The sequence below is a fragment of the Snodgrassella sp. W8132 genome (genome assembly GCF_016100865.1).
Lineage (GTDB): Bacteria > Pseudomonadota > Gammaproteobacteria > Burkholderiales > Neisseriaceae > Snodgrassella > Snodgrassella alvi.
This window is the reverse complement of sequence record NZ_JACFRQ010000015.1, coordinates 1-528: the sequence shown is the minus strand read 5'-3', so window position 1 is coordinate 528 and position 528 is coordinate 1. Positions and strand designations below refer to the sequence as shown.

At 41.5% G+C, this 528-nt stretch carries 1 protein-coding gene; it reads right to left on the bottom strand.

All coding sequences use genetic code 11. The features are described from left to right. A partial coding sequence (locus H3U82_RS10785) for a calcium-binding protein (protein WP_304944959.1) occupies positions 1-528 on the bottom strand: 528 nt, incomplete at both ends.

Below are 528 nucleotides of genomic sequence, written 5' to 3'. Positions count from 1 at the left end.
TGCCGGTAGTGCCATAAAGCACCATACCTTTAGTTCGTAAATCATCCAGAGTGAAGGATTTATCTTTAAAGACAAAATTCTCGATAGCGTAAGTGTCACTATAGAAGAAGTCGGTGATGCGGATAGAATCTCCTTCGTTATAACTATAGATAATTAAGTCATCTTTATCTTTGCGGAATTTGACTTCGTCAGAATTAACATCGGTAAACTGGATGGTATCAGTACCTTTGATATCATAAATTCTGTCCTGTCCATGACCTTTGGCAAATACGTAAGTATCATTTCCCTCACCACCTACCAGATAATCATTACCGGCACCCCCGTCGAGTAAATCGTCGCCGCCATAAGCGTAAAGAGAGTCATTACCGTCACCGCCGTTGAGCACATCATTACTATCACCGGTAGTAATGGTATCGTTACCATTGCCACCATAGATAATAGCTCGGCCATTTTTTAAGGTGATGGTATCATTGCCGGTAGTGCCATAAAGCACCATACCTTCTTTACGTAAATCATCCAGAGTGAAGG